Genomic DNA, 25,622 nt, shown 5'->3' with positions numbered 1-25,622 from the left:
GGTCAGTCTCCTCTGCCGGAACGCAGCACCGCCCGGACCGGCGGTGGCGGCAGGCGCTTGGGGTCGGCGGCCGACGCGTACGCGAGGTACCAGCCCACCTTCGAGGCGCCGCCCTGATCCGGATTGCCGAACAGGATCACGTCGTTGTGCCCGGGCGGGAACGCCAGGCCCAGCAGCCGCAGCGCGAAGTCCCGCAGCCGCAGCGTGTACGTCCGCGGCAGCTCCGGCTCCTCGGCGACCAGAAATTCAACCGACTTGAAGCCCATGGTCACCACGCCCTGCAGCGGCAGGTTGACCCCGAGCAGCCCCTCGGCACCCGGCAGTCGCACACCCAGGTAGATCCCCGGATCGGTGTCGGCCGTGCCCGGGCTCCATGCGACGAGCACCTGGATGGCGAGCGCCTTGCTCCCGGCGAGCGCCCCGAGCGAGCCCAGGTCCACGGTGTAGTCCAGCCCGTACCATGGCTGGGTGAGCGTCGACTGGTCGAGCGGCGCGGTGACCGAGACGTATCCCATATCGGCGGGTGTCTGCGGCGGTGGTGGCGCGCCCGTCGCGAGCTGCGGATCGGGCGTGGCGATGAGTCCGTTCAGCCGGATCGGGAAGCGGGCGACCAGCGACTGCGCGCGCGCTCTGCTGTTCGCCTGGTCGAACGAGAGGTTGCCGTCCTTCAGGGTGAACCTGGTGGTTCCGGCCGGATCGCCGAGGTCGAACGACATGGCGATCGCCAGGCCGCCGAACCGCAGGTAGCCGTCCTTCCCGGCCGCGTCCGCGCCCCAGCAGAACGGGTCGAACTTCTGCGGCTCCTGGAACCGCAGGTTGCCCGCCAGCTGGAAGACGGCGTCGACGGTCGCCTTGCCCGACCCGGGGTCGGAGGCCTTCGCGGTGACCAGCTGCGTCGACAGCAACTCCGCACTCTGCAGTACGAGTCCGTCGAGCTGGAAGGTGTTCTGCTCGGCCATCGAGAACACGTACGTGTCGTGCGTCGTGCCGTCGGGCAGCTGCTGTCGCTGGAGTGCGCCGTCGAGGATGATGTTGTTTCCGTGCGTGGTCGGCAGCAGCCGGGCGGGCGCGCCGAACAGGCGGTTGACGAGCAGTTCGGCCCTGGTGGTGAACGTCGTGACGACGGAGTTGCGCACGCCGACCGTCAACTGCAGGACACGGAAGGCATAGTGGATGTTCTCGCTGAAGTACTGGTCCTCGGGGTTCTGGTAGTCGATCAGCCCGAACATCGCCGAGCGTTCGAAGACCAACTGCCCGTCCGCGCGCCGGTACGGGGTGAGCGACAGTCCGAAGTGGTGCGCGGCGAACTGCCCCGGGTCGATCCCGGCCGCGAGCACCTGGAGCTCGTCCGGGAGCTCGTCCAGCGGGACCTCCGCCGAAAGGGCCAGCACACCGGTCCAGTTCGGGTCCTGGACGACCTGCAGGAACGACGCGTAGGGCGACCCGGAGGGCGCGTTGCGCGCCGCCTTGATGACACCGCGGATCGCTTCCTGGGCGTCCGCCGGCCGGCCGGTACGGGAGGCGGCCTCGGGCCAGGCCCAGGTCGACACGTCCTCCACCAGGTCGGCGATGCAGCGGCCCAGAACGAACTTGACGATGAGGTACGTCGACTCCCGCCAGCTCTCCGGGGAGAGCCGGAACGGCCAGCCCCCGGCGACCGGCGTCAGCCGGCCGCCGTAGCGCAGGAAGACGAGCTGCTCCGCCTCGGTGATCTCGGGACACGCATCGACCAGTGCGGCGACGAATGCGGTTCGGGTGTCGTACTCGGTGTCGTGCATGGCGTTGCGTACCGCGTTGAGGACATTGGCCGGCACGCCGCCGTGGTCCACGGGGATGGTGGCGATGACGTTGAGCGTCGCCGTGGTGAGCTGATACGCGACCGAGCCGAACTGGTTGAACTCCGCCGGGTTGCCGAGGACCAGGAAGAGGTTGTTGGTCTGCATCGCCTTCCGGAACCGGCCGGTGACCGTGGTGAAGCGCAGGTCCGGCTTCGCCGCCGCGCCGCCGTCGTGGCCGATGCCGAGCCAGCTCCAGCTGAAGTCGGATGCCAGCCCCACGGCCAGCCCCTGCGGCGTCACGGCCACAATCGGTTCGGCGTCCGGCGCCGGTTCGCCGCCCCCGCCGGGCAGCATCACCGCGCGGCGGGTCGGTGCGATCGCCAGCTGCTCGACGGCGACCGCGTCGGGGACCGCGTCGTCGGCGAGCCCGTGGAACGGCGCCATCGGGAAGGCAGCCCGGGCCGCGGTCGAGGCCGGCACCTCGCAGAAGTCCAGCAGGTCGACCCCGCCTGCCGCAGCCGCCTCGCCGGCCGTGTACAGCGGTGCGTCCTCCGGCTGGCTGTAGTACGTGACGACGCCGGCGTCCGCGGCCGACTCGACCGACACCCATGACGTCGTCCCGTGCGACGTGAGCGAGTCGGCGCCGGTCCTGTCCGGGCCGAGTGGCGCGTAGGCCGGCTGGCCGGGCAGGAACGCCAGCGTGCAGCCCTCGGCGGGCAGACCGAGGTATTCCAGACCGGACATGCCGCAGATGACGCGGGAGCCCGCGGTCGCGGCCTCGACGGCGAACGGCCCGTCCGGGACGAGGTAGTAGCCGGCGTTCGCCTTCTCGTCGGAGAGGTACGGTGCGAGGCCGAACACCAGCCGGGCCGGGCGCGCCGTACTCGTTCCGGCGGCGAGCGGGCGCAGGTCCACGCCGTGGCCGAGCACCGTGGCGTACCCGGACGGCAGCGCCGGCGGATCGCCCTCGCCCGTCGTGCGTGCGAAGAAGCCCAGCGAGGTGCGCTCGCCGTCCAGTGGCCGCAGCGGATCGATCTGCGTGTGGAACTCCAGGCCGACGCCCTCCGGCTGGCGGACGACGCCGAACCGGATGGTCTTGACGAGGCCCTCGTCCCCGGGTGTGAAGAAGCGCAGCCCGGCCCCGAGCCCGGCGAACGTGTCCCCGCTGCCCGCGGGTGCGTCGATGACGAACCGCCATGCACCGGTGTGCCCGGCCGCCATGCACAGCAGCGTGGTCGTGCGCCGCGCGGGGAACCGGGCCGTCGGCGAGTACAGCGTGACGGCGGACCAGTCGGCCCCGTCGGCGACGGCGAAGCCCCAGCCCGCCGCCGTGTCCGAGGGGGCGACCACCCCGCCCTCGGCCAACGCGAGCCGGTAGTCCGCAAGTTGGAAGGTTGCCCCGTTCACCACCCAGGTCCCGTCCCGGTCCGCCCGGACGGTCAGCACGGTCGTCACCCACGCGGTCGGCGGTGCCGTCGGGTCGGCGACCCACAGGAAGCGCGGTGGCCCTTGGGGCGCGTAGTAGTCGAGCCAGGTCCGCAGCGCCGCCAGGAATCCCGCCGAGTCCGTGGCCGGCCTGCCGAGGAAGACGTACGCACCACGGCTGTCCACCCACGTCCGGGTCAGCGTCGGCCGGTCGCCGAGCGCTCCCGGGTCGGAGGCCAGGAAGGCCGCGACGCGGTCCGTCGGATCCGCCCAGTAGAGCGGTGTGTCTCCGGCACGGGTGAACGTGGGCTCGGTCATCAGCCGAGGCCCGTGGCGAGATCGAGACGATCGCCGTGCAGCAGCGGCAACTTGAGCACGGCCGGGTCGCGCGGCTGCCAGCCAGGGACGATCAGCCAGTCGTCGGCCTTCCCGTCAGCCGGCACCGCCGCCGTACGCGGCCGGTGCATCGTCACACCGCTCAGCGGCACGGGGACGGCGGACGGCCTTCGGCCCTCGCTCGCGAGCACGTTGCCGAGCGTCGTTCCCACCGGCACCAGCCGGGGTGCGCCGTTCACGGTGATCCGCACCATCGCCCGGACCACCGCGCGACCGCGCAGGTAGGCCGCGGCGACGCCACCGCCGGGCGGGTCCTGCCGGCGGACGTTCTCGGTGGCCGCGTCCAGCGCACCGAGCGTGGTGGCCGCCAGCAGGACGGCGTTCTGCTGGGGCCACAACGAACCCGGCGTGGTCGTCGGCAGCAGGGCTTTCGGGAAGACCAGGCGCGCGTACGGCAGCCGTAGTGCCTTCGCGAACAGGTCGAACGCGCCCGCGCTGCCGTACAGCTGTCCTTGCCCCGTGGGCGGCCCCGACGGATTGGGCACGTCGACGCCGTTCTGCCGTGTGAGCTCGGCGAGGAAGGCGTCCAGGCCGTTGGTCCAGGTGCCCGAGTTGTCGTAGGACGCCACCTCGTAGTCGGCGACGCCGGCCGTGACGAACCCGGACAACGGGTTGCCCTGGGCGCCCGGCGCGATCTGGTAGCCCTCGTACTCGACGCGCATCACGATGCCGGGGCGCAGGTCGAAGTAGCCGCGGTCGAAGCGCAGTCCGTAGGCGAAGTACAGCGTTTCGTCGAACGTCTGTGGCATCGACCGCGACACCGCCTCGGTGAGCGCCGCGACCCCGTACGGAGTGATGCCGACCGGCTGGAGCCGGGCGAGCAGCGCGGCCCACTGCGCGATCACGTCGGGGCGGTCGGTGAACTTCCACACCGGGCTGGTCGCCGGGATCAGCAACGTGTACACGTACGGCCCGGAGCCGGCCGGCGCCAGGGTGAAGCCGAGCGGCAGCTCGATGGTGTCGGTCTGCCGGGTCAGGAACAGCTCCGGCAGCCCGAGCGTGATGTCGGTCGCCGTCAGCGCCGGACCGAGCTGCGGCGCGACGTACGAAGGGCCGACGAACAGTGCCTCGGTGAACACCGGGACGGGCTCTGACGGTGCCCCGGCCGCCAGACCGGCGAGCGCCCGTACGACGACCGTGGTGGAAGTGTCCTCGATCTCCACCGGCCAGCTGCCGCAGGTCGCCGTCGTGTCGCCGAGCGTGGTCACGGTCTTGTCGACGATCGTGCTGACCCGGTACCCGTCCACGAGCGCCGAGGGCAGCGCGTCCCAGGACACGCGCAGGTGGGCGCCGTCGTACGCCACCCTGAGGCCGGTCGGTGCGACGGTGAGCAGTGCGGCGGCGTCACCGGGTGGGCCGACGGCGACGCCGGCCAGTCCCCGCAGCGCGATCGTTGCGGTGTTGGGGATGCCGTCCGGCAGCGTCAGGACGATCGGATCGCCGGTGCCCGGTTGGACCGCCAGCTCGACCTCGGCGCCGTCCCAGCGCACCACGGGCTGCACGCCGGTCAGCGCCGGCGACTGCGGTGGCGACTGCGGTTGGGTCCACGCCAGCGTCACGCTCCGGCCGGCGCCGACGGCCACGCCGGTGAGCCGGGGACCAGCCGTGACCAGGTCGAGGGACGTCACCGGTCCCCTCGCCACGCCGGCGACCTGGGTGACGGTGGCCCGGCCGGAGGTGAGCGGCAGATCGGCGGTCTGGCCTTGCGTCAGCAGAGCGGTGTCGCCGACGACGGCGCGGAAGGTCCCGTCCGGCGGCCCGCTCCAGGCGAGGGCGACCCGGCCGCCGTCGGCGCGGGCGAGGGTGAAGCCGGCCGGTTCGGTGAGTGCCGGGAGCGGCACGGACCACGGCCCGGTCGCCACGCCGTCGACGCCACGGACGGCGACGGCGACGTCGCCGACCGGCACGGTGAACACGGCGGTGCCGTCCGGGCCCACCCGCTGAGGCGTGCCCGGAACCCCGTCGACGTACAGCACCGCCTCGATCGGCACCCCTTCGGACAGCTCGCCGGCTGTCGCGGCCACGACGAGGTCCGTGTCGCAGACCACCGACGCGACGCTCGGCGTGGCCGGCACGACCGGGGCCCTCACCGTCGGGCCGGCCGAGCGCCCGGCCCGCCCGCGGACCGACACCGCGTACGCCGCGCCGCGCGGCAGCGGCTCGGGAACGGTGAGCGACAGCGTCGGCGCGGGGCTTAGGGTCTCCCGGCGGACCGGCACGCCGTCGCGGAACAGCACGGCGTCGTACGCGGTGGGTGCGAAGTCCGGCGGCACCACGTCGATCGAGACCGTCGCGGCGTCCGACGTCACCCGCGTGAGGGCCGGCGCTGTGAGCCGGATCTGGAGCGGTGCCGACGGCGGCCCGGAGCCCGCGCTGTTGACGGCCTGGACGACGACGCGGTAAGTGCCGTGGTCGACGATGCCGGGCTCCACCTCGACCGTGGTCGCGGGTGCGTGAACCTCGGTGGCCGGGAAGAACACCCCGCGGTCGTTCAGCACGCTGATCCAGTAGGCGTCCGCGGTGGGGACGCCGGTCCAGGCCACCGAGAGCAGGCCGCCGTCGAACTCGGCTTCGAGCAGTTCGGGCCGCTCCGTCGGCGCCGCGAACCCGGGGCCGTGCGGGCCGATGGACACCAGGTCCTCGCCGGTCCGGATCCGGGCGAGAGTGGCCGCTACCGTCGAGCCCGGCGGGGGTGGCTGCTTGACGACGAAGGATCCGCCGGCGACTGGGACTTCCGGATCCGGCGCGGTGCCGTTGACCACGAGCCGGACCAGGAAGTCGTCGGTGTCCGCGGCCTTCCAGGACAGCGTCAGGGCGCCGGTCACCGGGTCCGTCTCGGCCCGCTCGACCGCGAAGGTGTCGGTGACGATCGCGACCTCCGGAGAGAGCTCAGGCCCGGAATTGCCGATGTACATCCCGATGCGGGCCTGGTAGGTCTGACCAGGCGTCACGTCGAGCGGCAGTGCGGCATCGGTCGCCGACCCGGCCCAGGCCTCTGCGACCGTGCTCTCGCCGTTCAATACCTGCACCACATACGCCGGCACGGGGCTCGGCTTTGCGGGCCCGCTCCAGGAGACAGCCAGCACGCCGCTGTCGTACCGCACCCGCCTGATCACCGGGGGCGGCTGTGGCTCTGTGCCGCCTGGTCCACCCATGAACCCGCCTCCATGTGCCGACTAGTGTGCCAACGCCGGTAACACGTACTCGCCGGCTGTGTATCGCGGGCAGGAGTCCCGGCCGCAAAGCACCCTTGTCGGCATCACCCGAAATCCGGTGCAAGGCTCTTGTTACCCGACAGACGTGTCCAAACTGCCGCGGGGCCTGCTGTGTCCCACGAGTGGCGATGCGTTCCGCCCGGCTGGAGCAGTGGCGAGAGCAAAGGGCGGAATCGGACAGCTCGCCTCGGCTTCGACGGCCGACTGACGCTCGGAGCGGCGCGCACCGGCCGACGCGGGAGCCGGCCACGGTGTCGCCGAGAGCGGGCAGCCGGAGCAGTGGACGCTCGTGTTCCGCGTGGATGCCGAACCATCACGAACGGGCTGCGTCCGCCACTGGCCGCCAGGTACGCCCCGTCGAGCCGGACGACCGCGTCGCTTCCGATCTTGGCGATGGCGTCCGGAGCGGCGTCGTCCTCGTGGCCTTCACCAGATGTCGTCGAGGCTCTGCACCAGCTCACAGGCCAGGATCATCGAACTGGTCGAGAAGCAAGTCGACCGGTGCCGGGCCCGAGGCGGCGGATGCGTCGTGAAGAAGCTGCTCCGCCCAGATGACCTTGCCGCGGGTGGTGTACCGCGTCCCCCACCGCTGGGCGAACTGCGCCACCAGGAACAGCCCCCGCCCGCCTTCGTCGGTGGTCGCCGCGCGCCGCATACGCGGCGAGGTGCTGCTTCCGTCCGACACCTCGCAGATCAGAGAGCGTCCGTGCAGCAGCCGTACGCCGACCGGCGGCGAGCCGTACCGGATCGCGTTCGTGGCCAACTCGCTGACGATCAGCTCCGTGGCGAATGCGATCTCCTCCAGCCCCCACTCCAGCAACGTCTCCCGGCAGCGCGCCCGCACCGAGGGAACCAGCGCCGGGTCCGGCGGCACGTCCCACATGGCCACGCACGAGGGCGGGAACTGCCGGGTACGTGCCGTCAACAGCGCGATGTCGTCGGAGGAATGCGACGGCTTCAGCGCGTCGATCACCGCCTGGCACGTCTTCTCCGGCGTGCGGCCCTCGGACCCGTCCAACGCCCGGCGCAGCCTTTCCAGGCCGACCTCGATGTCATGGGTGTCGTCCGTCACGAGGCCGTCGGTGTACAGCACCAGTTGTGAACCCTCCGGCAGGGCCAGCTCCACGGTTTCGAAGGGGTAGCCGCCCAGGCCGAGCGGCGCCGAGGCCGGTACGCCAGGACAGGTGACCGTCCCGTCCGGGCGCACCACCACCGGCTCCGGGTGCCCCGCACGGGCCATCGTGCAGGTCTGCGTCACCGGGTCGTAGACCGCGTAGAGACAGGTCGCCCCCGTCACGCCTTCCCCCTCGTGGCCTTCCGTGGCGTCGCCCGTGTTCTCCTCGTTCTCCTCGTTGTCCATGCGGACGACCAGGTCGTCCAGGTTCCCGAGCACCTCGTCCACGGGCAGGTCCAGGGTGGCGAAGTTGTGCACCGCGGTGCGCAGCCGGCCCATCGTCGCCGTCGCGTGCAGCCCGTGACCGACGACGTCACCCATCACCAGAGCCACTCGAGCGCCCGGAAGCGGGATCACGTCGAACCAGTCCCCGCCCACCCCCGCCTCCGCGGGCAGATACCGCCAGGCCACCTCCAGTGCGTCCTGCTCCGGCTGCCCCCGCGGCAGCAGGCTGCGCTGCAGCGTCACCGCCATCGCGTGCTCCCGGGTGAACCTCCGGGCGTTGTCGATGGCCACCGCCGCCCGCGCGGCCAGTTCCTCCGCGAAGGTGAGATCCTCCGGCTCGAACGCCGGGGAATCCACCGTCCGGTAGAAGTTCGCCACACCCAGCGGTACGTTCCGCGCCTGCAGTGGCACGGCCACCAGCGAACGCAACCCGCACTCCAGGGCCTTTCTGGCGCGCTCCGGATCCTGTTCCCGCCAGCCATGTGCCTGCCGCAGGTCCGCCTCGAGCATGACCCGTCGCTCCTGCAGCGTCCGCATCTGCGGCGTTCCGCGCGAGAACGTGATCACTTCGCCCATCGGATACACCGGCATCGTCTGCTGTTCGCCGCCGATCGCCGTCCGGCGCAGATGCCGCCAGCCCTCCGCCGTGGGCTCCCACCCTCGCAGCACCGCTTCGAGCAGATCCACCGTCACGAGGTCGGCGAACTGCGGCACCGCCACGTCGGCGAGCTCCTGGGCCGTACGCTCCACATCCAGCGTGGTCCCGATCTCCACCCCGGCCTCGTACAGCAGCTTCAGCCGCTCCCGCGCGACCTCGGCCCGCCCCGAGACCGCCGCCAGCTCCGTGGTGTCGCGGAGGGTCACCACGCTGCCTCCCCCGTCGGCCTGCGGGTGCGTCGGCCGCTTGTTCACCGCCAGCAGCCGGTCTCCTGCGAGATACACCTCATCGGTGATCGCCTCCGGCGACGACAGCAGACGCATGACCGGCTCCGGCAGTTCCAGCTCCCGCACCGGGCGCCCTCGCACGTCCGCCGGCAGTTCGAGCAGCCGTAGCGCCTCGTCGTTGGCCAGCAGCAGTCGTCCGTCGGCGCTGGTGATCAGCACTCCTTCTCGCACCGCGTGCAGGACCGCGTCGTGGTGCGCGTACTGCTGCGCCAGGTCCTCCGGTGCCAGGCCGTGCGTGTGCCGCCGTAGCCGCCGGGACACCAGCGTCGTGCCCGTCACGGCCAGCGCCAGCGCGGCGGCGCCGCTGGCCAGGATGATCGGTAGCTGTGGCATCCACAGTCCCGCCACGTTCTTGACCGTGATTCCGGCGGAGACCAGGCCGACCACCTTGCCGTGCGAGTCGGTCACCGGGACCACCGCCTGCACATCCGTCCCCTTGCCCGCGGGCAGCGGCGGCCCACCGGCCTGCTCGACGACGGTATGCCCCTTCAGCGCCGGTGCGATGGCGCCGACGAACTTCTTCCCGATCTCCTGCGGGTAGGGATACGTATAACGAATCCCCTTCGTGTTCATGGCGACGACAAAATCCACGCCCGCGCGCTTGCGCGCCGCCTCGGCCCGGGGCTGGAGCACCGCCGTCGGATCCCGGCTCTGCAGCGCCTCGGCCACGCCAGGCGCACTCGCGAACGAATGCGCCGCGACGACCGACTCCCTGCGTCCCTGTTGCAGCGCGTCATTCGCCGCCTGGAGCACCGTGGTCCCCACCGCAGCCACGACCAGCAGGACCACGATCACGACCTGGAGAAGGAACACCTGACCGGCCGCACTGCGTGGGTCCAGCAGGGAAGCGCGACGTTCGCGCCAGCCTCCGACGGGCGGATGACGTTCCGGGCCCCGCGGGCGCCCGGAAAATACTTCCATACACCCTTGATATCACCGGATCGGGCCCTTGAACGCGAGCCGGGTGAGCACACTCCGTTCATCAGCGGTCCTCGCACTGTGCCTGGCCACCTGTCGCTGGAGGTCACAGCCGTCCCTGTTCGTCAGGTGTCCCCGACGGTGGCAATGTGGAAGCTGTGAACGCCGGGCACGGCTTGGCTGATGTACGGCAGCTACGGCAGTCGAGCCACGCGCTGTTGGTGGTCCCGATCGTACTCATCGTGTTGATCACGGTAGTGGACCAATTGGTTCCGGAGGACGTCCACCTGGGCCCGCTCCTGGTCATCGCCCCTGCGATCACCGCCTCGTTCGCCGGTCCCAGGCTGACTGGGCTCATCGGGTTCCTGGCTGTGGCGGCGCAGGCATACATCGGCTGGCACTTCGGCGTGCTGTTCTCGCGTAACGTGCTGGTCCAGATCCTCGCCCTGGCGGTGCTGTCAGCCCTGACCGTGTTCTTCTGCATGGTGCGCGAGCGACACCAGCGCCAGTTGGCGCAGGTGCGGTCGGTCGCGGAGGCCGCGCAGCACGGCCTGCTGTGGCCACTGCCGGAGCGGATGGGCTCACTGCGGATCGCCTGCCTCTACATGGCCGCCGAGGACGAGGCACAGATCGGCGGTGACCTGTACGCGGCCACACGCATCACCGGCGGCGTACGCATCATGATCGGAGATGTGCGCGGCAAGGGCCTGTCCGCCATCGGCGAGTCCGCCCTCCTGCTGGGAGCATTCCGTGAGGCCGCCCACCGGCACGCCACTCTCCCCGATCTGGCGGCCACTCTGGAGCAGAGCGTGACCCGCTACCTGGCCGACTTCGAGCCGCCCACAGAGGCCGGCGAACGCTTTGCCACCACCTTGCTCCTGGAACTCCCCGACGACGACCCCATCATCCGGATGATCAGCTGCGGACACCCCCCTCCCTTGTTGCTCAGCCCGGGTAGCGCCCTGACCGTCCCCAGCCTGCACCCCGCGCCGCCACTGGGGATCACAGAGACAGGACCGGATGGATACACCATCGACATGGCTCCCTTCGAGCCCGGCGACACCCTCCTGCTCTACACAGACGGCGTCATCGAAGCGCGCGACGGCGCCGGCCGCTTCTACCCCTTCGAGGCCCGGGCCGCCCAGTGGAACAAGAGCAGTCCCGAATCACTGCTCCACCACATCCAACGCGATCTGCTCGCGCACGTCCGCGGACGCCTCGACGACGACGCCGCGCTCGTCGCGCTCTACCGCGAGCCCGACAGCCACCGACGCCACCGCCACGGGCGCGTCGTCCACTCAAGCGGATTCGGCCACGGCTCCTGACCGGCAAGCCGGGCGCCCACGTGGAGACCGCCGGGAAAGTGACAGGATCGGCTCCATGAGCACCGCGACGGACTGGGTGTACCGGGTGGACGAGCCGCACGGCTCAGAGGGCTGGCGCCCCTACGGCGACCATCCCGGGCGTTGGCGGGGGACCGTCACCACCGAAGATCCGAAGGAGGACGCCCAGTACGTCGCAGCCCTCGTCGTCACCGACCTGGTGTCGGAGTGGGACCGCCGGGGTGCCGTCCAGAAGCACGTACGCGTGATCATCTGGGCGGACGAGGAAGGCGCCGGCCCCGAGGACGCGGCCTTCACGGTCGAGATCCGCCCGGACATCGACGGAGAGTGACGCCTGGCGGCCGGATCCGTGGCGAACACCGGGAGGGCCGAGGCCGAACCGGCGGGGGAAGGCCCAGGCCGGTCAGCGGCCGGGGCACCAGGCGGGCCCGGTGGACGGTCCAGGCCAGGACGAGGGTGCCCCGACGACCCTCGCCGCTCTTCCCGTCTGTTCCACCGCTCGTTCCCAGCCATCGCGCTCGCCGACCACAGTGGGCCCGAGGCGGTCAGCATGCGCAAGGTCGCCCAGGAACTCGGCGTCGTCCCGATAGCTCTCTACAACGCAGGTCGCCGCCGAGGCCGTGACCCGTCCGGGGAGTTGCCGCGCACGAGGACCACAGGAGTGCCGACTGCTGCGTAGGGCGTAGGCGTCCCGGTACGGTAGCGGCCGCTGGCTAGGGATGCGTAGAGCATCCAATCGGGCCTACCGCGTTGTGTGAACGCCATCGAGTGGACCACCGAGGTCAGAGCTCAGCGAGGAGAACTGAGGGCACGTCAGGCCACGGAGCCGGTGCCTCGGGCCGTGTACGGACCGCGGCGGAGGCAGCTTGTGCGGGCGGCCCGGGCAGCCGTACTGTCCGATTCGGGGTGCTGTGCCAGGCCGCAGACGCATCGTGTCCGTGCCCGGCCTGTACGGCTCGAACTGTTCTCGTGGGGGGATCAGCCGTGAGTGGTGCACGTCGTCCGTGGGGAAGATCCCTACCGCCGCGCCGGGGGCAGGCCCGGCCGATTGCCAAGGCGGCGGCGGTCGCCGCCGCCGTGCTGGCGGTCCTGCTCGCGCTGTGCGGACCGGCCGCAGCCGGCCCGATCCGGCCCGGCGCAGCGGCGGCGGGAGCCGGGGACAGCATCGGCAGCGCCGGGGTGCTGACGGGCACTGTCACCGGCGCCCTGGTGAGCGGCTCGAACGACTGGTGGGTGGTCTACGCCGCCTCGCCGGGTGCCGCGGTGACCGTCACGGTGCGCAGCACCGCCGCCGCGAACGCCCCCTGCGCGGGCATCCAGGCCGTGCTCTACGACGCGGACGGCACCCGAGGCCAGCTCAACTCCACGGGCGGGATCAGTGCCGGCTCCGCCGCCCAGCTCGCCGGACGGCAACTCGGCGCGGACCGCTACTACGTGGCGGTGAACACGTGGGGCTGCACCTCGGTCGCCCCCTACAGCCTGGAGCTCACCGGTGGGGGAGGCCCCGCGCTCGCCCCGCCTTCCCTGCACATCCAGGCCGGCAGCTCGATCGGCTCCGCCTGGCCCCCGCTGCTGGGCGGCAACTCCTACCGCGGCACCCTGAGCGGCAACGGCAGTGAGGACTGGTACGTCCTCTACAAGAAGGCCGACACCAACCTGGCCACGCTGCGGGTGCAGAACACCACCGCCGACGCCACCATCGCCTGCGGCGGCATCACCGCCACCGTCTGGGGATCGACCGGCACCGGCAACCAGGTGCAGTCGGTGTCGCTGCCCGTCAACGGCGCGATCACCTTCACCCTGCCCGCGACCGAGGGCGGCGACGCGCAGGGGCGGTACTTCGTGGAGCTGATCCCCTGGGGCTGCAACACCGGTGGCCAGACCTACACGGTGGAGCCGGAAGCTGGGGCGGAGTGGACCGCCCCGGCCGCGGTGCCGGGCGGCACGCCGGTGGCAGGGACCTCGATCGGCTACGCCTGGCCCCCGCTGCACGGCGGCACGCTCTACGGCGGCACGGTCGACGGGGCCGGCTCCGAGGACTGGCTGGTGCTCTACAAGAAGCAGGACTCCGCCACCGCGACGGTGCGGGTGCAGAACACCACGGTGGACGGCTCCGCCGCCTGCGGCGGCATCACCGCCACGCTGTGGGGGTCCGCGGGCACCAGGGACCAGATCCGGTCGGTATCGCTGCCCGCCAACGCCACGACCACGTTCACCGTGCCCGGCAAGGAGGCCGGTGACGCGCAGGGGCGGTACTTCGTGGAGCTGATCCCCTGGGGCTGCAACACCGGCGGCCAGACCTACACGGTGGAGGCCGAGTCCGCCGCCGAATGGGTGGTCCCGGCGCGGACACCCGCCGCCGTGCCCCGTGCCGCCGGCAGCGCCGCCGCAGCCTGGCCGCCGCTGCCGGGCGGTGTCGCCTCGGCGCAGCAACTGGCCTCCGGCAGCGGACAGGACTGGTACGTCCTCTACAAGAAGGCCGACGCCGTCACCGCGACGGTCCGGGTGCAGAACACCACCGTGAACGGCTCGCTGCCCTGCGGCGGCATCACCGCCACGCTGTGGGGGGCGACCGGTACCCAGCAGCTCGACTCGGTCTCGCTGCCCGCCAACAGCACCTACACCTTCGTCCTGCCCGGGCAGGAGGTCGGCAGCAGCGTCGGCCGCTACTACGTGGAGATCATCCCGTGGGGCTGCAACAGCCTCGGCCAGGGCTACACCATCGAGCCGGAGACAGCGGGCGAATTCAACGCGGCCTCCCGGGCCCTGCCCGTCGGCCCGAGCCGTGCCGCGGCGGCGGGCCCGCTGGCGGGCGGCACCAACTACACCACCACGCTGAGTTCGGCGACGGCCCAGCAGTGGGCCTACTTCCACGCCAACGGCGCGGGTTCGCTCCTGGTCCAGAACACCACCACCGGCACCGGCAGCTGCCGGACTGTGCATGTGGCGCTGGCCCAGACCGGCCACGCCACACTGACCGCCGCCCCGGCGCCCGGCACCGTGGCCGCGCTGTCCGTCCACGCCGCGGGCGACTACGCCGTGGAGCTGACCACCGGCGGCTGCACGGCCTCGCCCGCCATCGGGGCGCTGCTGGAGCTGTCCGGCAGCATCCGCGGCCCGGTGCTGACCCTTTCCCCGACCACGCTCAAGACGGCGGCGCTGAACGAGAGTTACAGCACCGCGGTCAAGGCGTCGGGCGGCAAGGCCCCGTACACGTACACCGCCGCCACCGCCCTGCCGCCCGGCCTCACCCTGAACCGCACGACCGGCGCGATCACCGGCAAGCCGACCAAGGCCGGCAGCTACACCTTCATGCTCGCCGTGGCCGACTCCACCAGCCCCACCCATGCCACGCTCACGGTCAAGATCTCCCTCAAGGTGGCCTGACCATGGTGCACTGGGCGCTCGAACCCGCACCCGGTCCGCGCGTGCTCGACCTCGGCGCCGGAACCGGCAAGCTGACCGCCACGCTGGTCGCGCTGGGTGCCGAAGTCATTGCGGTCGAGCCCGACCCGGGGGCATCCTGGCCGGCCTGTGGAACGTCATGGACGACAAGGTTTCTCTCCATGCTGACCGGCGTGCTGCGCGTCCGGCGGCTGTGAAGCATCACGTCCACACCGGCCAGGACACCGGTTTGGTCACTGAGGGCGCGAACGACCCTTTGGATACGTACAGTTGACATATCGTCACTGACCGAGGGGGAGTCGTGAGTTCTTCAGCCGCAGGACCGCCCGACGTACCGGCGCTGCCGTTCTGGGTGTCGCGCGACGATCAGGACGGTGAGCTCGAGGACGAGGGCGACTCCATGGGCCTGTTCGGCGGCGGGGATGCCGAGGTGCGGCTGAGGAACGTACCTCTGGGGCCCCTGCGCAAGAATCTTGCCGACGCTGTGGACGCGTTGCAGCAGGTGTTCACCGAAGCTGCCGCGCGGGGTGGGCCACTGCCGTTGCGGGAGGCACACCTGTCCTTCCAGGTGACCGCGAGCGGCGGTGTGCAGTTCATCGGCAGCGCGCAGATCCAGCGCGGCCATGGAATCACGCTGGTCTTCAAGCAGTGACCGGTGTGTGATGGCACGCCACAGAGCTCTGCTCATCGGGGCGAGCGATTATGAGATGCGCGGTGTCCCGCGGCTTCCCTTCGTCCCCGGTGACCTCGCCCGCCTCGGATCGGTGCTCGAGGACCGTGGCTTCGACGTTCTGGTCGTGGCCGGGCGCGAGGACGGCAAGCAGGTGTCGCGGAACTTCGTGGACGGCCAGGTAGCCGGCTTCCTCAGACGTGCCGGCAGGGACGACACGCTCCTCATCCTGCTGAGCGGGCACGGCGTGCACGCCGCGGGACGCGACTTCCTCGTCCCGGAGGACATCCAGGAGGACACGCACCCCTTCGAATCCGGGTGTGTGGCGATCGACTGGCGCGCACACCTCGACGAGACTCCCGCGGGTCGCGTCGTCTTCCTGATCGACGCCTGCCGGGAGGGGATCGAGCAGGAGTCGATGGGCCTCGCGAGTGTCTCGCAGTGGGGCTGGCAGAAGGTCAGCGCCGCGCTGCGCCGCAAGGTGGCTTACGTGTACGCCTGCTCGGCGGGGCAGTTCGCACTGTTCGTGCGCTCGCGGGACAAGGCCGTCGACCCTGTGGCCGGTGTGCGCCCCGGCGAATCGTTCAGCATCTTCTCGCGGTCGGTGTCGGACATCATTGCTGCCCATCCCGGTGCGGCAGCACTCGGCCTACAGGAGTTCCAGCGGTCCGTCCAGGACCGGATCACGGAACTGCACCGGGCATACCGGAAGGCCGGGCAGCCCCAGACGCTGCGGATCGTCACCGACATCCCGGCCGACGACTTCTCCTTCCTGCCGCCGCCGAGGACGCCGAACACGAGGTCGGGCCGTTCCCCGGAACCGTCCGTCGGTCGTTCGGACGCCGATACGACGGCATACATGAGCACCGCGATGGCCGCCCTGGCAGGCACGCCCCGATCGGCGCGCGTGGGGCGCGGCTTCCGGCAGGCAGGGCGGGCGCTCTCCGCACTGGTCCTCCTCGGCGTACTCGGCGTCACGGTCTGGGCCATCGTCACCAACAACAACGGCAACACCGATGACCGTGGCAAGGCATCGGACAGCGCCGCTCTCCCCGCCTGCACCCCGAGTGCCGTGGAGCTGACCGTACGCAGCCTCCACAACACCTACGCACACGCCGAGGCCCCCACCGTGCTGGTGACGGCGAAGAACTCCTCCGACAGCGACTGCAAGGTCGACCTCGGGCCGCGGAAGGCAAGGTTGACCGTCACGAAGGCCGATGGCACGGACCCCTACTGGTCCTCGGCCGACTGTCCAAGGACCGCCGACAGCCAGTTGTTCCAGGTGCCTGCCCACGGCACCGTCACGAACACCGTGCGGTGGGACCGGAAACCGAGCGCCCCCCAGTGCGCGACGCCTGCCGCGGGTACGGCGGAGGCGGGAACGTATCTGGTGGAGCTGACGGCATCGGCATCGGGATACGGGCAGGCAGAGACGTCATTCGTCCTGAATTCGGACTGAACCGGACGCGGGACCCGCCAAGTGGTGGGGCGTCGGATCCCTTACGGGTGAGGGTCTGGGGCGCGTCACGGCGGCGCGTGGCCGGGGTGTTCGACGATCGCTGGCGGCCGGAGGACACCGACCCGTGAGGGCGCAGGCGTCCCTGGCATCCCTGAAAGGGGCGTCATGCGCATTCTGCTTATCGCCGGCAGCGACAACAGCCTGACCCAGCGCGTCCGAGCCGAGCTGCGGGACCGCGGCCACACCGTCCAGGTGGAGGTCACGCCCGACAGCGCCGTCGTGCGCGACGCCGTCGAGCGCCACCGCCCCGAGCTCGTCATCGCCCCCATGCTCAAGGCGCTCGTACCCAAGGATGTGTGGAGCCGGTACCGCTGCCTGATCGTGCACCCGGGCCCCGTGGGCGACCGCGGCCCCTCGTCCCTGGACCGGGCGATCCTCGACGGCGTCGGGGAATGGGGCGTCACCGTCCTCCAGGCAGTGGAGGAACTGGACGCCGGGGACGTCTGGGCGACGGCCTCCTTCCGCGTCCCGCCGGTAGGCAAGAGCGACCTGTACCGCAACGAGATGGCCGACGCCGCGGTGGCCGCGGTCCACGAAGCCGTCCGGCGCGTCGCCGACGGGTTCGTACCGCGCCCGCAGACCGGTACGGTCCGCGCCCGTCCCGCCCTTCGTCAGCAGGAGCGGCGGATCTCCTGGCCCGAGGACGACACCGAATCGGTCCTGCGTACCCTGCGGGCCGCCGACTCGCAGCCCGGCGTCCGGGACGAGCTGCTCGGCGCCGAGTGGTACCTGCACGGCGGCCACGCGGAGGACGGCCTGCGAGGCCGTCCCGGAGAACTGCTGGCAACCCGGGCCGGTGCGGTGTGCCGGGCCACGACGGACGGCGCGGTGTGGATTCCGGAACTCCGCGCCCGTACCGCCGTCGGACAGGAGCGTGCCTGCAAGCTCCCCGCCACCCTCGCCCTGGCGGACCGGCTGCCGCCGCTCCCCGAAGTACCCGCACCCGCCTGGGCATCCGGCGGACGGCGGACCTGGTCCGACATCCGGTACCGGGAACAGGGGCCCGTGGGAGTGCTGTCCTTCTCGTTCCCCGGCGGGGCGATGAGCACCGGCCAGTGCGTTCGCCTGCTGGACGCCTACCGCGCGGCTTGCACCCGCCCCACCACCGTGCTCGTGCTCGGCGGACAACGGGACTTCTTCTCGAACGGCATCCATCTGAACGTCATCGAGGCCGCCAGTGATCCGGCCGCCGAGTCCTGGGCCAACATCAACGCCATGAACGACCTGGTCGAGGCGGTGCTCACGACCACCGACCGGCTCGTCGTCAGCGCGATCGGCGGCAATGCCGCCGCCGGCGGGGTGATGCTGGCCCTCGCCGCCGACGAGGTCTGGTGCCGCTCGGGCGCCGTCCTCAACCCCCACTACCGGCGCATGGGCCTGTACGGGTCGGAGTACTGGACCCGCACCCTGCCCCACCGGGTGGGGGAGGCCACGGCCGCGCGGCTCGCCGAGGAGGCCCGGCCCGTGTCGGCGGCCGGCGCGCTGGACATGGGCCTGGCCGACCGGATCGTCGACTGCGCTCCCGGGGACTTCACGGAAGAAATCACCCGACTGGCCGCCCGCGCGGCATCGGGCCCCAACATGGCCGTGCGGATCGCGGCGAAGAAGGCCGAGCACGAAAGACGCGAGGCCGAAATGCCGCTCGCTGCCCACCGCGAGCAGGAGCTCTCGCGCATGCGAGGGATCTTCGACGACCCCTCGGCGCCGTACCACGCGCTGCGCCGGGCGTTCGTCCGCAAGCAGCCTCCGCCCGTCCCGTTGCCGGACGGTCCGGGTGCGGGAGTGACGGATCGGACGGACTGTTGGTCATGAACAAGGGCCCGGAAGACGGGCCTCGCCCCACCCCCTCCCCAGGAGGCGACCCATGAGCGCTGCATCGCCGGCACCGGTCGAGGACCAGGGTGCTGCCCCCGGCAGCGAGGAAAAGCCGATCCACATCCTCTGGATCAACGCCGGACTGAGCTGCGACGGCGACTCCGTGGCGCTGACCGCGGCCATGCAGCCCAGCATCGAGGAGATCGCCCTGGCCGGGCTGCCTGGACTGCCCAGGATCGCCGTGCACTGGCCACTGATCGACTTCGAGTGCGGTCCGGTGGGCGGCGCAGACACGTTCATCGACTGGTTCTTCAAGGGGGAGCGGGGCGAGATCGACCCGTTCGTGCTGGTGATCGAGGGATCGATCCCGAACGAGGCCATCAAGCGGGAGGGCTACTGGTGCGGCTTCGGCGACAACCCGGAGACCGGCCAGCCCATCACCACCAGCGAGTGGATCGATCGCCTGGCCCCCAAGGCGCTCGCGGTGGTCGCGATCGGCACCTGCGCCACGTACGGCGGCATCCACGCGATGGCGGGCAACCCCACCGGCGCAATGGGCGTGCCCGACTACCTCGGCTGGGACTGGAAGTCCCACGCGGGCATCCCGATCGTGTGCGTCCCCGGCTGCCCGATCCAGCCCGACAACTTCGCGGAGACCTTGACGTACCTGCTCTACCAGGCCGTCGGGTCCGCGCCGATGATCCCGCTGGACGACAAGCTGCGCCCGACGTGGCTGTTCGGCGCGACCGTGCACGAAGGCTGTGACCGGGCCGGCTACTACGAGCAGGGCCAGTTCGCCGACACGTACGACTCGCCGAAGTGTCTGGTGAAACTGGGCTGCTGGGGACCGGTCGTCAAGTGCAACGTCCCCAAGCGCGGCTGGATGAACGGCCTCGGCGGCTGCCCGAACGTCGGCGGCATCTGCATCGCGTGCACCATGCCCGGATTCCCGGACAAGTTCATGCCGTTCATGGACGAGCCGCCCGGCAGCAGGGTGTCCAGCACCACGAGCGGCGTGTACGGCTCCGTCATCCGCCGCCTCCGGTCCATCACCGCCCGGACCGTGGACAAGGAGCCGAAGTGGCGGCATACCGGCGACCGGGTCACCACCGGTTACCGGCCGCCCTGGTGACGGCCTCACCACTGCCTCGTACGACCCCCCGAACTCCCCCTGTCTATCGGCCGAAGAGCTGCCGAAGAGCTGACGAAGGGCACCGCAACGATCATGGCACCTCCGACGAAGACGAAGGCTGACGGCTCCGGCCTGGTGGAGATGGCGTGGGATCCCATCACACGCATCGTGGGCAGCCTCGGGATCCACACCAAGATCGATTTCAAGCAGAAGCGCGTCGCGGAGTGCTACAGCACGTCCTCCGTGTTCCGCGGCTACAGCGTCTTCATGCGCGGCAAGGACCCCCGCGACGCCCACTTCATCACCAGCCGCATCTGCGGCATCTGCGGCGACAACCACGCCACGTGCTCCGTGTACACGCAGAACATGGCGTACGGAGTGAAGCCGCCGCACCTGGGCGAGTGGATCATCAACCTCGGCGAGTCCGCCGAGTACATGTTCGACCACAACATCTTCCAGGAGAACCTGGTCGGGGTCGACTACTGCGAGAAGATGGTCCGCGAGACCAACCCCGGGGTCCTCGAACTCGCCGAACGCACCGAAGCCCCGCACGCCGCCGAGCACGGCTACCGCACGATCGCCGACATCATGCGGTCCCTCAACCCCCTCGAGGGCGAGTTCTACCGCGAGGCGCTCCAGGTCAGCCGCTACACCCGGGAGATGTTCTGCCTGATGGAGGGACGGCACGTCCACCCCTCCACGCTCTACCCCGGAGGCGTCGGCACCGTCGCGTCGGTGCAACTGTTCACCGACTACCTCACTCGGCTCATGCGCTACGTCGAGTTCATGAAGCGCGTCGTCCCGCTCCACGACGACCTCTTCGACTTCTTCTACGAGGCGCTGCCGGGCTACGAGGAGGTCGGACGCCGCCGCGTCATGCTCGGTTGCTGGGGCGCGCTCAACGACCCCGAGTACTGCGACTTCACCTACGCCAACATGACCAACTGGGGCCGGCGGATGTTCGTCACCCCCGGCATCATCGTCGACGGCAAGCTCGTCACCAACGACCTCACCGAGATCAACCTCGGCATCCGCATCCTGCTCGGCAGCTCCTACTACGAGGACTGGGAGGGCCAGCAGCAGTTCGTCACCCACGACCCGCTGGGCAACCCGATCGACCCGCGCCACCCCTGGAACCAGCACACCATCCCGGCCCCGCAGAAGCGGGACTTCGACGACAAGTACAGCTGGGTCATGTCCCCGCGCTGGTTCGACGGCAAGGACCACCTGGCGCTGGACACCGGCGGCGGCCCCCTCGCCCGCCTGTGGTCCACCGCCCTGTCCGGGCTCGTCGACATCGGCTACGTCAAGGCCACCGGGCAGAGCGTCGTCATCAACCTGCCGCGCACGCTCACCAAGCCGGAGACCACCTTCGAGTGGAAGATCCCGCGGTGGAGCAACGCACTGGAGCGCAACCGCGCCCGTACCTACTTCCAGGCGTACGCGGCGGCCGTCGCCCTGCACTGCGCCGAGAAGGGACTGGAGGAGGTCCGCGCCGGACGCACCCAGACCTGGGAGAAGTTCGAGGTCCCCGACGAGTCCATCGGCGTCGGCTTCACCGAGGCGGTCCGCGGCGTGCTGTCCCACCACATGGTGATCCGGGACGGCAAGATCGCCAACTACCACCCGTACCCGCCCACCCCCTGGAACGCCTCCGTCCGGGACAGCTTCGGCACCCCCGGCCCCTACGAGGACGCCGTGCAGAACACGCCGATCTTCGAGGAGAACACGCCGGAGAACTTCAAGGGCATCGACATCATGCGAACCGTCCGCAGCTTCGACCCCTGCCTGCCCTGCGGCGTGCACATGTACACCGGCAACGGCCGGACCGTGAAGTCGATGCACGTGCCCACCGGCCTGAGCGGACTGGCTGGATGAGCGCCACCCCTGCCGAACAGGCCGGCCGACGCGTCGAGGAGGTCCTCGACCGGCTCGCCCGGCACGCCGATCCCGACGCCGGCGCGGCGGCCGAGGAACTCGTACGCGTCCTGATGGAGTTCTACGGCGCCGGGCTGGCCCGCATCGTGGACCTCCTCGGCCGTCCGGCCGCCCGGCCGCCCGCCGAACCGCTCGGCGCCCTGTTCGCGGACGAGTTCGTCGCGAGCCTGCTGACGCTCCACGGACTGCACCCCGAGAACACCGAGGCACGCATCGACCGGGCCCTGTCCGGCCTGCCGCAGCACGTGGAGAACGCCGGGTTGGACCCGGCCACCGGAATCCTGCGTCTCCGGGTTGCCGCCTCCGCCGGCTGCGGCTGCCCCAGCACACGGGACGCCATCCGCCAAGCGGCCGCAGACGCCCTGGCCTGCTTCGCCCCCGAGGTCACCGACGTCGAACTCGAGGCCGCCCCGCGCGAGCCGGCCCTCCTCCAGATCGGAGCCCGCCCGTCCACCCGGGACGGCCGGACGACGGGCGGCGCACCGTGACCGCCCTTCCGAGCGACACGGGGCCGCTCCCGTACGCCCCGAAGGCGCTGCGCCGCACGGGCCTGCACCGGTTCACCGCGCCCCGACCGCCCGAGGGCGAACGCTGCGGACTGTGCGGCGCACAGCTGCCCGAGGAGGTCCACCATCGTCACCTCGTCGACAGCGACAACAGGGCCCTGGTGTGCGCCTGCGGACCGTGCCACCAGCTCATGGCGGGCCCCACGACATCCCACGGCCGCTTCCACGCGGTGCCCGACCGCTTCCTGAGCGATCCGGAACACCGCATCGACGACCGGACGTGGGACACCCTGCGGATCCCGGTCTCCGTCGCTTTCCTCTTCCACAACTCCGCCCTCGACCGGCCGGTGCTGCTCTACCCGAGCCCCGCGGGCGCCACCGAGAGCGAACTCGACCAGGCCGCCTGGCAGTCGCTCCTCGCCGCGGCCCCCCTCGCCGGCCGCCTCGAACCCGACGTCGAAGCCCTGCTGCTGCGCCGCCACGAGGGCCGCACCGAGTGCCACCTCGTACCGGTCGACGTCTGCTACGAACTGGTCGGCCGCATGCGGCTGCTGTGGCAGGGCTTCGACGGGGGTGCCGAGGCGCGCGCCGACCTCGACGCCCTCTTCGACCGCGTCCGCCACCAGGCCCGCGCACCGCACGGGAGCCGGTCGTGACCGAGTTCTCCTTCCACTGCACGGGCGTCCGCGCCGACGCCTACGCGGCCGGCCCCACCCTCGTGTTCCGGCTGCGCATCGGTGCGTCGGGCGGCACCCGCGTGCACGCCCTCGCCCTGCGCTGCCAGATCCGCATCGAACCCGCCCGACGCGGCTACGACGACACCGAGGCCGAGGCACTGGGCGACCTCTTCGGCGAGCGCTCCCGCTGGGCCAGTAGCCTCCAGCCGTTGCAGTTCGCCCAGGTCTCCACCGTCGTCCCCGGCTTCACCGGCGAGACCGAGACCGACCTCGTCGTGCCGTGCACGTACGACACCGACATCGCCGCCTCGCGGTACTTCCGCGCGCTCGCCGGCGGCGACGCACCCCTGCTCCTGCTGTTCTCCGGCACCGCGTTCACCGGACCCGGAGGCTTCCACGTCGAGCCCATCCCCTGGGACAAGGAGATCGCCCACCCGATGCCCGTGAAGGTCTGGCACGAGATGATCGACCAGCACTTTCCCGGCTGCGGATGGATCCGGCTGCCGGGCGACGCCATGGACGCCCTGCTCGCCTATCGGTCCCGCCATGCGCTGCCGTCCTGGCAGGCCACCGTCGACGCCCTCCTCGAAGCTGCGGGGGAGAGACCCCGATGACCACCGTCGCCTTCACACCCGACACCGAGGAACGGCTGGAGGTCGCCCGGCACGTCGCCGACGCCGTCCTCTTCGAAGGGTATGTGCTCTACCCGTACCGGGCCTCGGCCGCGAAGAACCGGCTCCGCTGGCAGTTCGGGGTGCTCGTGCCGCCGTCCTGGAGCGCCGGCACCGAGGAGCACGCCGCCCAGCGCACCGAATGCCTGATGGAGCCGAAGGCGGGTGCCGAACTCGCCGTGGAGGTCCGCTTCCTGCGCGCCCAGCGCCGGACCGTCGAGGAACTCCGCGAGGACGGCCGCTACGCTCCGACGGACGAATTGCACCTGCCCGACCGGGTCCTGGTCGCCTGGGACGAAGGCGCCGAGGAACGTGTCACCCTCGTCGTCCCCGTCGACGCCCTGGACGGCGACGGCACCACCGTGCCCTTCACCCGCCCCGCCGCCGAGGAGACCGAACAGGTCGCCGACAGCCAGGGACGGGTGCTCGGCAGGCTCGTGCGCCGCCGCGCGGAGATCACCGGGACCCTGCACGTCACGGCGACCGAACTCGACGGCCCCTACCGCGTCCGGCGCCTGTCGGTCACCGTGGCCAACACCGGGACCTGGACCGCCGAGCCCGGCACGGACCGCCACGCGGCCCTGCCGTACTCCCTGGTCGCCACCCATGTACTGCTGCGCCTCGACGCCGGGTCGTTCCTGTCGATGACCGACCCGCCCGAATGGGCCAGGGGAGCCGTCGCCATGTGCCGCAACGAGCACACCTGGCCCGTGCTCGCCGGCGAACCCGGCCGCGCCGACCTCATGCTCTCCTCGCCCATCATCCTCGAGGACCACCCGGCCATCGCCCCCGAGAGCCCCGGCGCCCTCTACGACGCCACCGAGATCGACGAGATCCTCGCCCTGCGCACCGCGGCCCTCACCGACGAGGAGAAACGCGAGGCCCGCGGAACCGATGCCCGCTCCGCGGCCGTCATCGACCTCGCGGACACCATGCCCCCCGAGGTGCTGGAGCGTCTCCACGGAGCCGTACGCAGCCTCCGGGAGGTCACCGGCCCCAAGGAACCCGACGCCGACGGCGGTCACCTGCGGCCGGACACCCCCTGGTGGGACCCGGGAGGCGACACCGGGGTCGACCCGGCCCGGGACCAAGTCCTCGTCGACGGACGCCCGGTCCGCGCCGGCAGCCGTGTCCGGCTGCGCCCCCGCCTGCGCCGCACCGACGCACAGGACCTCTTCGTCGACGGCCGCAGCGCTGTCGTCGAGGCGGTCCTGCACGACGTCGACGGCGGCGTGCACATCGCCGTCACGATCGAGGACGACCCGGGTGCCGACATCCGCCGCGAACAGGGCCGCTTCCTCTACTTCCAGCCCGACGAGGTGGAAGCCCTGGAGGACCGGTGAACGACCCCGCGCCCGGCACGGCCCGCACCCTTGTGGCCGGAGTCGGCAACGTCTTCCTCGGCGACGACGGATTCGGCGTCGAGACCGTCCGGCGCCTCGCCCAGGAGACCCTGCCGCCCTACGTGGAAGTCGCCGACATCGGAGTCCGCGGCGTCCATCTCGCCTACCAGCTCCTCGACGGCTGGGACACCCTCGTCCTCGTCGACGTCACCGTCCGCGGCGGCCCACCCGGCACGCTCTACGTGATCGACGCCACGGTGCCCGGCGAGCGGGACCCCGGCGCCACGGCCGCGCCCCTCGACGGCCACCGGATGACGCCCGACACGGTCCTCGCGCTGCTGGACACCCTCTGCGCCGGCACGGGCGCCGCACCGCCGCGCCGGATCCTCGTCGTCGGCTGCGAACCGGCCGACCTCGACGAAGGCATGGGACTCAGCCCGAAGGTCGCCGCCGCGGTGCCCGAGGCGGTCCGCACGGTGACCGAACTCGTCCGCCAGGAAGCCGTCGTATGAAGCCCGAGACGGAGA

17 protein-coding genes are annotated in these 25,622 nt (G+C 71.3%); 14 read left to right on the top strand and 3 right to left on the bottom strand.

The features are described from left to right. Positions 1–2 precede the first annotated feature (2 nt). The 3 genes from ACWD3E_RS08220 to ACWD3E_RS08210 all read right to left on the bottom strand — a co-directional run bounded on the left by ACWD3E_RS08220 (position 3) and on the right by ACWD3E_RS08210 (position 10,079). Positions 3–3,521, bottom strand: coding sequence for a hypothetical protein (locus ACWD3E_RS08220; RefSeq protein WP_451386725.1), 3,519 nt, complete (start codon positions 3,519–3,521; stop codon positions 3–5). Next, positions 3,521–6,754, bottom strand: coding sequence for a hypothetical protein (locus ACWD3E_RS08215; protein ID WP_451386724.1), 3,234 nt, complete (start codon positions 6,752–6,754; stop codon positions 3,521–3,523). The genes ACWD3E_RS08220 and ACWD3E_RS08215 overlap by 1 nt, the downstream gene beginning before the upstream one ends. A 517-nt stretch (positions 6,755–7,271) precedes the next feature. Further along, positions 7,272–10,079: a SpoIIE family protein phosphatase gene (locus ACWD3E_RS08210; RefSeq protein ID WP_451386723.1), complete on the bottom strand. Its 2,808-nt coding sequence runs from the start codon at positions 10,077–10,079 to the stop codon at positions 7,272–7,274. A gap of 239 nt (positions 10,080–10,318) precedes the next feature. On the opposite strand from ACWD3E_RS08210, the gene ACWD3E_RS08205 reads away from it, so the two are divergent. The 14 genes from ACWD3E_RS08205 to ACWD3E_RS08140 all read left to right on the top strand — a co-directional run bounded on the left by ACWD3E_RS08205 (position 10,319) and on the right by ACWD3E_RS08140 (position 25,607). Continuing rightward, complete coding sequence (locus ACWD3E_RS08205) at positions 10,319–11,401, top strand: PP2C family protein-serine/threonine phosphatase (protein ID WP_451386722.1); 1,083 nt, start codon at positions 10,319–10,321, stop codon at positions 11,399–11,401. 55 nt (positions 11,402–11,456) lie between these two features. After that, complete coding sequence (locus ACWD3E_RS08200; RefSeq protein WP_451386721.1) at positions 11,457–11,750, top strand: hypothetical protein; 294 nt, start codon at positions 11,457–11,459, stop codon at positions 11,748–11,750. A gap of 653 nt (positions 11,751–12,403) precedes the next feature. Beyond that, entirely contained in the window at positions 12,404–14,806 is a 2,403-nt protein-coding gene (locus tag ACWD3E_RS08195) for an Ig domain-containing protein (RefSeq protein ID WP_451386720.1), read from the top strand. 2 nt (positions 14,807–14,808) lie between these two features. Then, on the top strand, positions 14,809–15,021 hold the full coding sequence (locus ACWD3E_RS08190; RefSeq protein ID WP_451386719.1) for a class I SAM-dependent methyltransferase: 213 nt from the start codon (positions 14,809–14,811) through the stop codon (positions 15,019–15,021). 104 nt (positions 15,022–15,125) lie between these two features. Continuing rightward, positions 15,126–15,476, top strand: a complete 351-nt coding sequence (locus ACWD3E_RS08185; RefSeq protein WP_451386718.1) for a Pepco domain-containing protein — start codon at positions 15,126–15,128, stop codon at positions 15,474–15,476. A gap of 10 nt (positions 15,477–15,486) precedes the next feature. Beyond that, positions 15,487–16,953 (top strand): caspase family protein, encoded by a 1,467-nt coding sequence (locus ACWD3E_RS08180; RefSeq protein ID WP_451386717.1) that lies wholly within the window; start codon positions 15,487–15,489, stop codon positions 16,951–16,953. Positions 16,954–17,118: 165 nt separating this feature from the next. Further along, complete coding sequence (locus ACWD3E_RS08175) at positions 17,119–18,825, top strand: enoyl-CoA hydratase-related protein (RefSeq protein ID WP_451386716.1); 1,707 nt, start codon at positions 17,119–17,121, stop codon at positions 18,823–18,825. 52 nt (positions 18,826–18,877) lie between these two features. After that, entirely contained in the window at positions 18,878–19,960 is a 1,083-nt protein-coding gene (locus ACWD3E_RS08170; protein WP_451386715.1) for an NADH-quinone oxidoreductase subunit B family protein, read from the top strand. A 93-nt stretch (positions 19,961–20,053) separates the two neighbouring features. Then, positions 20,054–21,838 carry a nickel-dependent hydrogenase large subunit gene (locus tag ACWD3E_RS08165; RefSeq protein WP_451386714.1) on the top strand — a complete coding sequence of 595 codons (1,785 nt, stop codon included), beginning with the start codon at positions 20,054–20,056 and terminating at the stop codon, positions 21,836–21,838. Further along, entirely contained in the window at positions 21,835–22,386 is a 552-nt protein-coding gene (locus ACWD3E_RS08160; protein ID WP_451386713.1) for a hypothetical protein, read from the top strand. The genes ACWD3E_RS08165 and ACWD3E_RS08160 overlap by 4 nt, the downstream gene beginning before the upstream one ends. After that, positions 22,383–23,060 carry a DUF5947 family protein gene (locus ACWD3E_RS08155; RefSeq protein WP_451386712.1) on the top strand — a complete coding sequence of 226 codons (678 nt, stop codon included), beginning with the start codon at positions 22,383–22,385 and terminating at the stop codon, positions 23,058–23,060. The genes ACWD3E_RS08160 and ACWD3E_RS08155 overlap by 4 nt, the downstream gene beginning before the upstream one ends. After that, a complete protein-coding gene (locus ACWD3E_RS08150; protein ID WP_451386711.1) occupies positions 23,057–23,695 on the top strand; it encodes a DUF6084 family protein in 639 nt (212 codons plus the stop codon). Before ACWD3E_RS08155 ends, ACWD3E_RS08150 begins: the two co-directional genes overlap by 4 nt. Next, positions 23,692–25,095: a hypothetical protein gene (locus ACWD3E_RS08145; protein ID WP_451386710.1), complete on the top strand. Its 1,404-nt coding sequence runs from the start codon at positions 23,692–23,694 to the stop codon at positions 25,093–25,095. The genes ACWD3E_RS08150 and ACWD3E_RS08145 overlap by 4 nt, the downstream gene beginning before the upstream one ends. Next, positions 25,092–25,607, top strand: a complete 516-nt coding sequence (locus tag ACWD3E_RS08140) for a hydrogenase maturation protease (protein ID WP_451386709.1) — start codon at positions 25,092–25,094, stop codon at positions 25,605–25,607. The genes ACWD3E_RS08145 and ACWD3E_RS08140 overlap by 4 nt, the downstream gene beginning before the upstream one ends. The last annotated feature ends 15 nt before the right edge of the window (positions 25,608–25,622 follow it).

The sequence above is a fragment of the Streptomyces sp. NPDC002676 genome (genome assembly GCF_053592455.1).
Note: the sequence above shows the minus strand (reverse complement) of the source record. Positions and strands in the feature narration are given on the sequence as shown.